Origin of the sequence: Campylobacter sp. GB48 (assembly GCF_049221845.1) — a bacterium.
Taxonomy (GTDB): domain Bacteria; phylum Campylobacterota; class Campylobacteria; order Campylobacterales; family Campylobacteraceae; genus Campylobacter_D; species Campylobacter_D lari_C.
In genome coordinates this window covers 81,667-94,098 of record NZ_JBMJAR010000001.1, presented here as the reverse complement: position 1 = coordinate 94,098, position 12,432 = coordinate 81,667, and the positions used below count along the sequence as shown (strand labels likewise).

Annotated in this window: 12 protein-coding genes; 7 read left to right on the top strand and 5 right to left on the bottom strand. The window is 31.0% G+C overall.

All coding sequences use genetic code 11. The features are described from left to right. Positions 1-5 precede the first annotated feature (5 nt). The 5 genes from ACOTVC_RS00465 to ACOTVC_RS00445 are packed head-to-tail and all read right to left on the bottom strand — an operon-like array spanning position 6 to position 4,705. Entirely contained in the window at positions 6-1,262 is a 1,257-nt protein-coding gene (locus ACOTVC_RS00465; RefSeq protein WP_214098977.1) for a hypothetical protein, read from the bottom strand. A 34-nt stretch (positions 1,263-1,296) separates the two neighbouring features. Then, on the bottom strand, positions 1,297-2,478 hold the full coding sequence (locus ACOTVC_RS00460) for a molybdopterin molybdotransferase MoeA (RefSeq protein ID WP_421627364.1): 1,182 nt from the start codon (positions 2,476-2,478) through the stop codon (positions 1,297-1,299). Position 2,479: 1 nt separating this feature from the next. After that, on the bottom strand, positions 2,480-2,926 hold the full coding sequence (locus ACOTVC_RS00455; RefSeq protein WP_039627992.1) for a molybdopterin synthase catalytic subunit: 447 nt from the start codon (positions 2,924-2,926) through the stop codon (positions 2,480-2,482). A gap of 3 nt (positions 2,927-2,929) precedes the next feature. Beyond that, positions 2,930-3,151 carry a molybdopterin synthase, small subunit gene (locus ACOTVC_RS00450; RefSeq protein WP_039627993.1) on the bottom strand — a complete coding sequence of 74 codons (222 nt, stop codon included), beginning with the start codon at positions 3,149-3,151 and terminating at the stop codon, positions 2,930-2,932. A 9-nt stretch (positions 3,152-3,160) separates the two neighbouring features. Further along, a complete protein-coding gene (locus tag ACOTVC_RS00445) occupies positions 3,161-4,705 on the bottom strand; it encodes a multicopper oxidase family protein (RefSeq protein WP_421627361.1) in 1,545 nt (514 codons plus the stop codon). 144 nt (positions 4,706-4,849) lie between these two features. On the opposite strand from ACOTVC_RS00445, the gene nspC reads away from it, so the two are divergent. From nspC to ACOTVC_RS00410, 7 genes are all read left to right on the top strand, one after another. After that, positions 4,850-6,013 (top strand): carboxynorspermidine decarboxylase, encoded by a 1,164-nt coding sequence (nspC, locus tag ACOTVC_RS00440; protein WP_214114856.1) that lies wholly within the window; start codon positions 4,850-4,852, stop codon positions 6,011-6,013. Positions 6,014-6,149: 136 nt separating this feature from the next. Beyond that, the gene (locus tag ACOTVC_RS00435) at positions 6,150-7,079 is read left to right on the top strand and encodes a formate dehydrogenase subunit gamma (RefSeq protein ID WP_115645114.1); all 930 of its coding nucleotides are present in this window, start codon (positions 6,150-6,152) and stop codon (positions 7,077-7,079) included. A 63-nt stretch (positions 7,080-7,142) separates the two neighbouring features. Beyond that, positions 7,143-7,823, top strand: coding sequence for a TorD/DmsD family molecular chaperone (locus ACOTVC_RS00430; RefSeq protein ID WP_214116427.1), 681 nt, complete (start codon positions 7,143-7,145; stop codon positions 7,821-7,823). Between the two features lie 176 nt (positions 7,824-7,999). Further along, complete coding sequence (locus ACOTVC_RS00425) at positions 8,000-8,203, top strand: twin-arginine translocation signal domain-containing protein (RefSeq protein ID WP_012661099.1); 204 nt, start codon at positions 8,000-8,002, stop codon at positions 8,201-8,203. A gap of 16 nt (positions 8,204-8,219) precedes the next feature. Further along, entirely contained in the window at positions 8,220-11,042 is a 2,823-nt protein-coding gene (locus ACOTVC_RS00420; protein WP_236681184.1) for a formate dehydrogenase subunit alpha, read from the top strand. Between the two features lie 10 nt (positions 11,043-11,052). Then, the gene (gene fdh3B / locus ACOTVC_RS00415; protein ID WP_039617607.1) at positions 11,053-11,622 is read left to right on the top strand and encodes a formate dehydrogenase FDH3 subunit beta; all 570 of its coding nucleotides are present in this window, start codon (positions 11,053-11,055) and stop codon (positions 11,620-11,622) included. Positions 11,623-11,677: 55 nt separating this feature from the next. Beyond that, positions 11,678-12,406, top strand: a complete 729-nt coding sequence (locus ACOTVC_RS00410) for a ModE repressor domain protein (protein ID WP_039617610.1) — start codon at positions 11,678-11,680, stop codon at positions 12,404-12,406. The last annotated feature ends 26 nt before the right edge of the window (positions 12,407-12,432 follow it).

Genomic DNA, 12,432 nt, shown 5'->3' with positions numbered 1-12,432 from the left:
AAAAATTAAAAATTTTTATCTAAAACATATTTTTTATCTATTATAAATGATTTTTCTGTAGATGTATTATCTTCTTTTTTACTTTGTATATAATAAACATCTTTTGCATCCGATAGAATGTGTATATTTTCTACTTTTATACCTTCTGTGTTTTCAATAAAGCTGATATTATTATCTATTAATTTATCTTTTAGAAATTTATTTTTGCTTAGTAACAATTCTGCGTCAAAATTACCTATTTTTAAATAGGAAACAATATTTTCATTTAAAGCAAAAAGAGAAAAAAACAAGATGATAGCATTGATAAGTATAAAAAATTTAAAATCATTAAAGTAAAATAAAAAGCTGAATAAACCTAAAATAAGAATACAAGTAGAGATTAAATAAATATCATTAATTTTTTGTGTTTTAATAATAATAAGGGCATAAATAAAAGCAATAACCATATACAATATAAATATTAGTATGATCTGCATTACGCAAATTTCTATCTTGTTTGATGAAATTATATATTTTCTCCCAAAAAACCATAGTATTATATTTGTAACAACTAATGTAATTAAAAATAAAAATAAAAATTTTATACTAGGGTCGTTTTGTGTAATAAAAAATATTATCAATGTGGCAATATAAATTATTATAGGAATTTCTATTGGTATTTTAAGAAAATGTCTATGTAACTCTCTTGAAAAAAAGAATACTACTATATAGAAAAAGCAAAAACAGCTTCCAAATACAATACCTGTTATTGCCAAAGCGATTATCTTTTGATTGTCTATAGAAGGAAAAGTTTTTGTTTGTATAAAATGTTGTGCTAGTATGAATATGACTATAAAAAATCCCACGATATTAATCAATGAAAATAAATCTTTTGAATTTTCTAAAACTAATTTTGAAGTATTGGTAAAATCTTGCGTATCTTTTCTTATTCTATAAGATTCTCTATATTTTATAAATTTGGATTCAGATTTAAAAATTAAATTATTTGATTTTAATTCAAAAATATTATTCATATACAAATTAAAATAAAAATAAATTTCATCTTCTAAATCATTGATTTCATGAGGGTTGTTTTTAAATTTTGTATATTCTAAATTATTAAAAAATAATATTTCTTTATTTATAAGTTCTTGTAATCTTCTATTTATTATCTTTATATTCTCATGGTTTAAAATTTCTTCTTCTTTTTTAAGTTCTTCAATTAATTCTTGACAATCTTGTAGCTTTTTTTCTTTTGTAGCTAGCAGGGTTTCAAAATTCATTAATAATCCTTATTTTATATTATCACAATTAGTATTAAGGCATTAAAACAATATCCACTAAATCATTTTCTTTTATATCATCATTTGCTATCATAAGTGCGGCTTTGTGGTTAAGGTTGTTGATGATGGCACTTGAGCCTTGTTTTTTACCTTTTAAATTGGCATAAATTTTTCCATCTTTAAATTCTACATTACAAGCTACAAATTCTAAATGCGGACTTTTTTTCTTATAATCAGTATTTGCAAATGCCTTAAATACATAGTCTTTTTCTTGTAAAAGCCAAGCATTTAAAAGTTCTCTTACGTATAAATTAAACATCACCATAGCCGAGTATGGAAAACCCGGCAGGGCAAAGATGAATTTATCTTCAAATTTGGCTATTTTGATGTGTTTGCCAGGCTTTACATCGACTTTGTCTATGATGATTTCATACTCTTTAACAGCTTGTTTTAAAAAGTCAAAATCCCCCATGGAAACTCCACCAGTGGTAACTAAAATATCACATGCATTAAGTGCTTGTTTTAAAACACTTGGAGTTTTTTGCATATCATCTTTTAAAAGTGGGAAAATTCTAGCTTCAGCACCAAGTTTTTTTGCCATATTAGCTATGGCTACATGGTTTGATGAGCGAATTTGTGCAGGGTGTTCTAAGCTTTCGCCTAAGTCTTTGATCTCACTTCCACTGCTTAGCACGCCTATGATAGGTTTAGCAAAAACACTAATGTGAAAGTGTCCAAGCTCGGCTAAAAGTGCTATCTCGCTATAGCCTAGTTTTGTGCCTTTAGTGAGTAAAATTTCACCTTTAGTGTAGCTCTCGCCAACCTTTCTTATAGCAAAGCCTTGTGGAACTTTTTCTTTGATGTAAACCACACCTTCTTTAACTTCTACTTTTTCCACAGGCACTAAGGTATCACAACCCTCACTCATTAAAGAACCTGTAAAGGTTTTAACGCATTCTTTATTTTGTATTTTAAAGCTTGGAAAAACTCCCGCAGGCACTTCGCCTATGATAGACAAAGGCTCATCTTGTTCGCTAAATTTGATCGCATAGCCATCCATAGAGGCTGTGGGAAATTGAGGGTTGTTAGTAGAAGCTTTGATGTCTATGGCTAAAATTCTATCTAAGCACTGTGTTAAGGCGATGTTTTCTATCTTTTCATATGTTTGTATGTGTGAATGAAGTATGTCTAAACTTTGGCTATAAGAAGTTAGCATTTTAGTCCTTAGTACTTAAAATTCCTGCTCCTTGAAGTTTCAAAGAGCGTTCTTTGGCATAAATTTTTTCGCCATTAATGATATCATATTTCCATATAGGTGCGCTTGCTTTAAAATCTTCTACAAAATCATTAATTAGCTTAAGTCCTAATTTTCTTTGCTTACTTAAAACCCCAGCAAAATAAGAACTCTCATGCACCTTAACTTCACCGATAGAGTGAGCAAACATCAAGCTTACATTTTCATTTGCAAGTTTTTGGCACCACTTTTCAAACCAAGTTTTTAATAAAGGCTCATATATATCAAAACTCAAAGCCTCAATCTCATCTTCAGCCCTCACTATACCGCAAAATGTGATCAAAGCTCCGCAGTTTTTATCTTTAGCATATTCATACCATCTAGCGTAAATGCTAGGAATTTCTAAGGCTCCTTGATGTAATTCAAACATAACTCATCCTCCACAAACCGGTGGTAATAAGCATATTTTATCCCCATCTTTTAAGGTAGTTTCATCATCAAAAACCATTTCATCATTTAAAGCAACCGCACAAAGCTCAAGCCATTCTTTTAAGCTTTCATCTTGCCCTAAAATCGCTTTTAATTCTTTAAGATTGCTTACGTTTAGTTCTAAGCTTTCTTTGTCAATTGGCCCTAGAAATTCGACTTTTACCATTTTTTACCTTTATTCTTTGATTTCTAAAATTCCCATCATTCCAAGATCTTCATGCTCTAAAATATGGCAGTGAAACATTCTAATACCGGTAAATTTTTGACTCATTCTAAGTCTTAATTCTTCCCCAGGTCTTACATTAATCGTATCTTGCAATGCTCTGAATTTTGCTTTTGTTATTTTACCCTTAAATTTAGAAGAAATGAGTTCAAATTGTGTTCCGTGTATATGGAAAGGATGATCCATATGTGATTTGTTTTTTACTACCCATTCTTCTACTTCATTTAATTTTGAGGTTAAATCCGTTCTATTCATATCAAATGTTTTACCATTGATTAAAAACATAGAGGCAAGGCTTTTTTTGATTTCTTCTTCACTTTTTTTACTAATACCATGTATTTGCATATGATCTTCACTCATAATCACTTCTTTAAAGTTTGTAGCTTCTTTTAAAGGTGGAAATTCGCGTAATTTCTCCGGTATGTTTTCTATAATTTTTTCTACCTTAAGATCAGCTAACATAAGAGTGTAAGGTTCTTCTTTAACAAGCATTTTATCGCGGTCATAATAAGTACTCTCAAGTTTGAAATCACCTTTATTTGCTTTGATTAATACTTCTACTCTTGAGGCAGGACTTAAAAATAACTCATCTAATTCAACACCTTTTTCTATAAGCCCTCCATCAGTTCCTACTAAAATAAATTTAGCGCCTTTAATGCGTAAATTTAAATATCTTGCCGCACAAAAATTATAAATACGAATTCTTTGAGCTTTGTCAAGCGTTATTTTTGGCTTTAATTGTCCATTGATAAGAACTAAATTTCCTTCTCTACCATTTAGCCAATCAAATAAATTATTATCAGGAATTTGTGCATTTTCATCTAAACGCAAATCACTAATCACCCAATCTTGTTCTTGTAAATGCGACAATGCATCTTTTTTAGCTTTTACTACAAATACCCCTGCTAAGCCTTTATAAACTTGCTTTGCTGTGGTGTAGTGTGGATGTGGATGATACCAGTAAGTTCCTGCTGAATTTTCTCCAAGTTTAAAGCGATAAATTCTTTCTCTACCAGGCATGATAGGATCATGTGGATTGCCATCTTGCTCAGGTGGTATGTCAAGTCCATGCCAGTGGATTGTAGTTGGCTCTTTTAAACTATTTTTTACTAAAATTTCTACAGTGTCACCTTCATAAACTTCTATTTTAGGTCCAGGTATAGAGCCATTGTAAGTAAAACATTTTGTTTTTTTACCTTTAACAAGTTCTATTTGACTTTCTTTGATTTCTATACTTGATCTAAAGAAATTTTTCTTTGTACTTGTGTTTTTTAGAAGTTTTAAATTTGCTAATGTTTGTCCGCTAGGAAAGTTTTTTTCATCGAGTAGTTTAATGTTTGGATTTTCTAGTTTTATAAAAGAAGTATCGATTTCTTTTACTTCTTTTTGTGTATGTTTTGAGTGCATATTGTGATGAGAATGATCTCCCATTGCATAAGCACTGCTAATACTTGCTAAACCTAAAGCATTAAATTTTAAAAATAACCTTCTGTCCATTAAATTTTTACTCCTAAATTAATTTTGATTTGGATTTTGATTATAACTATTATTTGATTAATGATTGTAAATTATAAAAACAAGATATAATTTTAATATGATTTGTTATACAAGTGGTTTTAAATCAAAAATTAAGGATAAATAATGCTAATTAAAAATCATCTAGATAAAGACTTTCAAACCCCTGCTTATATTTTAGAAGAAGATAAACTTAGAAAAAATTGTGAACTTTTGGCTAAAGTAAGTGAGCAAAGTGGAGCAAAAGTTTTGCTTGCGTTAAAGGGTTTTGCTTTTTCAGGTGCTATGGATATAGTGGGTGAGTATCTATCAGGCTGTACTTGTAGTGGGCTTTGGGAAGCTAAATTTGCAAAAGAATATATGGATAAAGAAATTCATACTTTTTCACCTGCTTTTAAAGAGGATGAAATAGATGAAATCATAGATCTTTCACATCATATAGTATTTAATTCTTTTAATCAGTTTAAAAAATTTAAAGACAAAGCAAGCCACAAGTCTCTTGGTTTGCGTTGTAATCCAGAGCTTTCAGTGGCTCCAAAAGAACTTTATAATCCTTGTGGTAGATTTTCAAGATTAGGAATTCGTGCGATTGATTTTGAAAATGAAGATTTAAGTGCCTTAAGTGGGCTTCATTTTCATGCTTTATGTGAAGAAAGTGCGCATTCTTTAGAGCTTGTGTTAAATGCTTTTGAAGCAAAATTTTCAAAATTTATTAAAAATATGAAATGGGTTAATTTTGGCGGGGGTCATCACATTACAAAAGAAGGCTATGACACGCAAAAACTAATTGATCTTTGTAAAAAATTTAGCGATAAATATGGAGTGCAAGTGTATCTTGAGCCAGGTGAGGCTGTGGGTTGGCAGTGTGGAACTTTAGTTGCAAGTGTGATAGACATAGTAGAAAATGAGAAAAAAATAGCTATTTTAGATACTTCAAGCGAAGCTCATATGCCAGATACTATCATCATGCCTTATACAAGCGAGGTTTTAAATGCTAGAATTTTATCAAGTCGTGACGGGGAAAAATATAGCGAGTTAAAAGAAAATGAATTTGCTTATTTACTTGGTGGCAATACTTGCCTAGCAGGGGATATCATGGGTGAGTATGCTTTTAATCAAGAGTTAAAAATAGGACAAAAAATAGTATTTTTAGATCAAATTCATTATTCTATAGTTAAAAACACCACTTTTAATGGAGTAAGACTTCCAAATTTAATGTTCTTAGATAAGAATGAAAATTTATCTATGATAAGAGAGTTTTGTTATGAAAATTATTCAAAAAGAAACTAAAAATTGAGTTTTTTTGTAGTTTTTTGCAAATTTATGTTTTTTAAATAAAACTTTTTTTAAAATAAAAATGGAAACTGAAAATTAACAAAACTACAATGCTAAGCTTTAGCTAGCGTGTAATGTTTAGGAGTAATTTATGCATAGGGTTATACTAGCTCTTTTAGCCTGTTTTAACTTTCTATTTGCTCAAGAAAATTTTGAAGTTAAAAATACTCAAATTTGGGATGCGCAAAGAGTGATGAATATAGAAAGTTATCAAAATTTTGGTGCTTTGTGGACTAAACTACAAGGTGAGTATATTGCAAGTGCTGTTTTGATTATACTTATAGTGGTTATTTCAGCTTTTGCATTGCACTATATGGTCATAGGTCCAAAGAAATTTTCTCATGATGGTAAGAAAATTTATGCCTTTTCAGTATTTGAAAGATTGTTTCATTTTGTAGCGGCAATTTCTTGGATTATCCTTGTGCCAACCGGACTTATTATGATTTTTGGATCATATTTTGGTGGTGGATTCTTTGTAAGAATGTGTAAAAACTTACATGGTATTGCTACTATTTTATTTATCATTTCTATCATTCCTATGCTTTTGTGTTGGATTAAAAGAATGCTTCCTGCAAGTTATGATTTAAGATGGATGATGATAGTAGGTGGATATTTAAGCAAAGAGAAAAAACCTGTTCCTGCGGGTAAGTTTAATTTTGGTCAAAAATCTTGGTATTATATAGCTGTTTTTGGTGGATTTTTGATGATAATCACCGGTGCGTTTATGTTTTTCCTTGATTTTAATTCTACTTCTTTACAGTCTATTTTTGGAATTTCTCATATAGATATTTTAAGAGCTTCAGCTATCATCCATAATATTTTGGGTATTTTATGTGCAGTATTTTTTGCTATTCATATTTATATGGCTGTATTTGCTATTAAAGGAAGTATCCACTCTATGATTAGTGGTTACAAAGAAGAAGAGGAAGTTTATATTTTACACTCTTATTGGTATAAAGAATTAAGCGATAAAAAACAAATCAACCCATCATTTACTTACGATTCTAAAACAAAATTTTAAAATCTCACTTGATTTTTTTAAATTTTCCTTGTTATAATCAAATAAAAATAACAAGGAAAATTAATGATACAAGATATTGATCTTTCGCGCAAATATTTTTATGAATTTTTTTCTAAAGCTTTTAATTTTATCGATGAAAATGAATTTAAAATTTGGCATGAACAAGTTTTAGTTTTAGCTCAAAGCCCTTTAGATGATAGTTTAAAGTCTGATTTTGAAAAACTTAGTGTATGTGATTTTGCAAGTTTTAAAGAAGAACAAAATGCGGTGTTTTTTGATTTTTCTTATGTGAATGTACCTATTAGTGCTTCTTTTTACGATGAGGGTAGAGATGATGGTAAAATGAAGCTTCAAGCTTGTGAAATCATTAGAAAAACCAAATTTAGAAAAAAAGAAGATTGCAGACAAAGTGAAGATGAATTTGGCTTTTTATTTGCTTTTATGGCAAGTATTATTGAGCATGATTTAAAAGTTGCACAGCAATTATTTCGTTTTGTGATAAACCCTGTGATAGATGAGTTTATAGAAAAATTACAAATCCACAAAAATTCAAATTTTTACATTGCTATTGCTAATATTATGAAAGTCTTTTTTGCAAACGAAAGGGCTTATTTAGAAGTACAAGCGCCTGTAAAAAAAGAAGGTAAAAGTATAGCAGATGAAGCTTTACAAAGACTTCCTTATGAACCAAGACTTCCTACCAAATTTAGTAAAACAAATATAGAAGAACTTAGCAAATTATAAAAATTAATATGTATTTTGTTACCAAAATACATATTATCAAAATCATCTTTTTATGAAAATAGAAATTAAATAAAATCTTAAGTGAAAATATGCAAAATTCATTTTGTGTAAGTGCGTAAATACTTTGAAAATAAGTATTTATAGTTATTCTTTACTTTTATTTCAAAGGAGAGAACATGGAGGCCAATCAAAGAAGGGATTTTTTAAAAAAATCTTTGAAAATTGGTGCTTTAGGGGTGGTAGCTGGAGCAAGTGTAAATGCTTTAGCTAAAGATGATTACCAAGAGCAAAATACCGTAGTTTTGGGAAAAAGCACTAAAAAAGAAGTGCTTTATAAAAAAACTATGCATTGGGAAAAATATTACAAAATAGCTTACTAATTAAGAAAGGAAGAAGATGGCATTAGCAAGAAGAAATTTTCTTAAGCTTGCTGGTATTGCTGGTCTTGGAAGTGCGGCTTTTGGTAGTGAAAACAAAGCTATTAGAGCTGCAAGCGAACAAGAAGTAGCAAATCCTTATCCAGATTCTAAGATTGTTAGAACAATCTGTAGTATCTGTAGTGCAGGCTGTGGAATTAAAGCAGAAGTACAAGATGGAGTTTGGGTGCGTCAAGAAAACGCTATAGAACATCCTATTTCTCAAGGATCACACTGCTGTAAAGGGATAGATCAAATCGATCTTACTAAATCAAAACAGCGTATTAAATATCCTATGAAAAAAGAAAATGGCAAATGGGTACGTTTAACTTGGGAACAAGCTATCAACGAAATTGGCGATAAAATGCTTGAAATCCGTAAAGAAAATGGACCTGATAGCGTTATGTTTTTAGGTTCGGCTAAATTTAATAACCAACAAGCTTATTATTTTAGAAAATTTGCAGCATTTTGGGGTACTAATAATATAGACCACGTTGCTAGAATTTGACACAGCGCAACAGTCGCCGGTGTGGCGAATACATGGGGTTATGGCGCTATGACAAATCATTTTGGTGATGTGACTAAACATTCAAAAATGATGATTATTTTTGGTGCAAATACTGCTGTGGCTAATCCTATTGGATTTAAACACTTATTGCAAGCAAAAGATCGTAATAATGCTAAATTAGTAGTTGTAGATCCTGTATTTACAAAAACTGCAGTGCATGCTGATGAATACGTAAGAATTCGTCCAGGTACAGATATAGCTTTAGTTTATGGTATGCTTCATTTGATCTTCAAAAACGGTTGGGAAGATAAAGAATTAATCAAAACTAGAACTTATGGGGTTGAAGAAATAAAAGCAGAGGCTGCTAAATGGACTCCTGAAGTTGTAGAAGATGTAACAGGTGTTCCAGCTGCTCAACTTGAAAAAATCACAAGAATGTTAGCTACAATCAAACCTGCTACGCTATTTTGGGCTTTAGGTATTACACAACACTCAGTAGGTAGCTCTAATACAAGAATCCTAGCTATCTTGCAACTCGTTCTTGGTAATATAGGCAAACCAGGCGCAGGAACAAACATCATTAGAGGTCATGATAATGTTCAAGGTGCTACTGATATGGGTTGTTTGGCTGATACTTTACCAGCTTATTATGGACTTGATGATAATGCTTGGAATCATTTTTCTAATGTATGGAATGTTGAGAGAGAGTATTTAAATTCAAGATTTTATTCTAAAGAATGGATGCATGAAAAAGGCTTTTCACTAGCAAAATGGTGGCAAGGCGTTTTACATGAAGAAAAAACTTATTCAAACTCACCTATCCGTGTACTTTGGGTGCAAGGAACGGGTATTACTTCTATGGCACATACGGTAAAAATTCAAGAAGCACTTAAAAAACTTGATATGATCGTAATTGCTGAGCCTTTTGTAAATGAAGTAGCAGTTTTAGCAGATCGTCCAGATGGTATTTATATTATTCCTGCTTCAACCCAATTTGAAACAGAAGGTTATGTAACAGCGACTAACCGTGCTATGCAATGGCGTTCTCAAGTAGTAAAACCAATTTATGAAAGTAAAGAAGACCAAGAGATTATGTTTGCTTTTGCTAAAAAATTTGGTTTTTATAAAGAATACACTCGTGGCATGAAAATGGAATTAAAAGACCATAAACTTGTACAAACAAGAGATGATAATGATGATAATTTCATATGGCCTGATGATGCCACAAGAGAAATGAGCAATGGTCTTTTAAGTATAGGTTTAAGAGGTATTTCAGCTGAACGTCTAAGAAAACACCAGCAAAATTGGGAACATTTTGATCCTGATACTCAAAGAGGTATTGGTGGTGAAGTTAAAGGTGAATATTATGGCTTACCTTGGCCTTGTTGGGATAAACAACACCCAGGCACTTCTATCATGTGGAACACAGATATTCCTTATGAAGAAGGTGGTATGGGCTTTAGAAATCGCTTTGGTTTAGAGCATGATGGGCATTCTCAATTAGCAGATGAAACTTTTACTCCAAAAGGATGTAAAGTTAAAGGTGGCTACCCACAAATTACTAAAGAAAATATCGAAAAAGTATTTAATATCAAACTAAGCGATAAAGAAAAAGAATTAATGGGTGCTAGCTGGAGCACAGATATTTCAGGTATTATCTTAGAAAAATGTAGAGAAAAAAGTGCTTGTTGTTTAGGTAATGCAAGAGCTAGAATGAAAGTTTGGGAATTTGCTGATCCTATTCCACTACATAGAGAGCCTATTCACTCGCCTCGTTGGGATTTGGTTAAAAAATATCCTACTTGGGGTGATCAAGAGAAAAACTTTAGGGTTGAGAGTAAATTTATTAGCGAGCAACAAAAAACAGATTGGAGTAAAGAGTTTCCAACTATTATTTCAAGTATGCGCTTAGTAAATTTAAGCGGTGCGGGTATGCTTGAGAGAACTAGTAAATATCTTGCTGCAATCACACCTGAAATGTTTGCTAATGTGCACCCTGAACTTGCTTTAAAATATGGTATAAATGATGGTGATATGATGTGGATTCATTCACCACAAGGCACTAAGATTAAAGTAAAATGTGTGCATAATCATTCAGTTACACCAGATAGAATTTGCTTGCCTTATAATTTTGCAGGTATTATGCAAGGTGTGGATTTAAGTTATAATTATCCTGAAGGTACTAAACCTTATACTATAGGGGAAAGTTCTAACACGGTTACTAACTATGGTTTTGATATAAATACGCAAATTTCTGAGTTTAATGCAGGACTTTGCAGACTTGAAAAGGCTTAAGGGGTAAGTTATGGCTAGAATGAAATTTTATGTAGATAACAATCGCTGTATTTCTTGCTTTGCTTGTCAAGTAGCTTGTTCAAGTGCGCATGAAGTGCCAGTAGGAATTAATAGAAGAAAAGTAATCACTTTAAATGAAGGTATAGAAGGCAAAGAGTTTTCAACAACTCTTGCTTGCCAACACTGTACAGATGCTCCATGTGAGCAAGTTTGTCCTGTAAAATGCTTTTATATTAGAGCTGATGGTATTGTTTTACATGATAAAAAAACTTGTATAGGTTGTGGGTATTGTCTTTATGCATGTCCTTTTGGCGCTCCACAATTTCCAAGAGATGGTGCTTTTGGTATTAAGGGTGAAATGGACAAATGTACTATGTGTGCAGGTGGTCCTGAGCCTACTAACTCTCATGAAGAAAGAGAGCTTTATGGACAAAATCGTATCGCAGAAGGTAAAGTGCCTATGTGTGCTGCGGTTTGTTCTACAAATGCACTTTTGGTTGGCGATGCAGCTGAAGTTAGTGCAATGTATAGAAAAAGAGTTTTACTCAAGGGTCAAAATTTAGGACTTGATGTAAAATAATTCAAAGGGTGTTTACAAGCACCCTTTTTTACTACTTATAATCCAAGGTTAATTCATGGAAGAGCTAATTTTACAAATTCAAAAAAATCTTGATGAAAATAATAAACTTACTTGTAAAAAAGCACTAGAACTTTTAAAACAATATTCTAAAGAAGATTTTCAAACTGCTATAAAAGAATTAGGCGTAAAAATTTCAGATTGTGAGCTAGGTCAATTTGGCAAGTTAAACAAAAATATAGCAAAAAGTGAAATTTTAGAAAAATTAGAAACAAAATTAGATTCTAAGCGTCGTATATCATGTAAAGATACTTTAGAATGTACTAAAGACTTTAATATGGCTGATATTAGAGCCACACTTAAAACTTATAAAATTGATGTTAAATACTGTGAACTTGGTTGTTTTGAAGAAAAAAAAGGTAAAAAATTTCATATAAAAAGTAAAATTTGGATAGAAAATTCTGATGGAGAATTGCTTTTTGGTAAAGGTAAAACAGATATTTTAGAATTAGTAGGAGAATGTGGAAGTATTTCTCAAGCAGCTAAACAATTAGGGATTAATTATAAAAAAGCATGGCTTTATATACAAGATTTGGAAAAAAATATGAAAGAAGAACTGCTCATTGCCAAAAAAGGAAGAGGAAGTGAAGCTGGTAGCAAACTTACTCCAAGAGCTTATGAATTAATTCAAAATTTTAAAATTTTACAACAAGATGTAGAAGAATATACCAATAAACGCTTTAAAGAATTATTTTTTAAGAAAAATCAAGAAAAAAACAAAACTTAATTTGAATACAAGTTATAACAATATAT

Bases quoted from the DNA above. Each gene is read 5' to 3' on its own strand.
- ACOTVC_RS00455 (WP_039627992.1), bottom strand. From the start codon at position 2,926: ATGTTTGAATTACATCAAGGAGCCTTAGAAATTCCTAGCATTTACGCT.
- fdh3B (WP_039617607.1), top strand. From the start codon at position 11,053: ATGGCTAGAATGAAATTTTATGTAGATAACAATCGCTGTATTTCTTGC.
- ACOTVC_RS00435 (WP_115645114.1), top strand. From the start codon at position 6,150: ATGCATAGGGTTATACTAGCTCTTTTAGCCTGTTTTAACTTTCTATTT.
- ACOTVC_RS00460 (WP_421627364.1), bottom strand. From the start codon at position 2,478: ATGCTAACTTCTTATAGCCAAAGTTTAGACATACTTCATTCACACATA.
- ACOTVC_RS00410 (WP_039617610.1), top strand. From the start codon at position 11,678: ATGGAAGAGCTAATTTTACAAATTCAAAAAAATCTTGATGAAAATAAT.
- ACOTVC_RS00425 (WP_012661099.1), top strand. From the start codon at position 8,000: ATGGAGGCCAATCAAAGAAGGGATTTTTTAAAAAAATCTTTGAAAATT.
- ACOTVC_RS00465 (WP_214098977.1), bottom strand. From the start codon at position 1,262: ATGAATTTTGAAACCCTGCTAGCTACAAAAGAAAAAAAGCTACAAGAT.
- ACOTVC_RS00445 (WP_421627361.1), bottom strand. From the start codon at position 4,705: ATGGACAGAAGGTTATTTTTAAAATTTAATGCTTTAGGTTTAGCAAGT.
- ACOTVC_RS00430 (WP_214116427.1), top strand. From the start codon at position 7,143: ATGATACAAGATATTGATCTTTCGCGCAAATATTTTTATGAATTTTTT.
- ACOTVC_RS00450 (WP_039627993.1), bottom strand. From the start codon at position 3,151: ATGGTAAAAGTCGAATTTCTAGGGCCAATTGACAAAGAAAGCTTAGAA.
- nspC (WP_214114856.1), top strand. From the start codon at position 4,850: ATGCTAATTAAAAATCATCTAGATAAAGACTTTCAAACCCCTGCTTAT.